The sequence below is a fragment of the Streptomyces sp. P9(2023) genome (assembly GCF_032436795.1).
GTDB lineage: Bacteria > Actinomycetota > Actinomycetes > Streptomycetales > Streptomycetaceae > Streptomyces.
On the sequence record NZ_JAUPWM010000850.1, the window covers coordinates 1 to 235 of the forward strand.

General features: G+C 36.2%; 1 protein-coding gene. It reads left to right on the forward strand.

All coding sequences use genetic code 11. From position 1 onward, the window contains the following. Positions 1-235: DUF5692 family protein (locus Q5762_RS39675; protein ID WP_315897177.1), on the forward strand; the 235-nt coding region annotated here is incomplete at both ends.

Here is a 235-nt window from a genome sequence, read left to right on the forward strand (position 1 = left end):
CTGGATAATGTGGTTGATTGTACTTGTTACATTAATGGGTTTAAATGAAATTATTCGTGCTAGCAAATGGGCAAGCTTGGCTATTTTTATTGCTTTGCCTATCGCTCTAACTCCAATATGGCTATATATGGGTAGTGATGTTACCTCTTGGTTTACTTGGGTAAAGGTATATTCCGCTTTAGCCGGTAGTATTATATATTTAGTTATTCGCTTTACCGATTTTCAGATCGGAAGA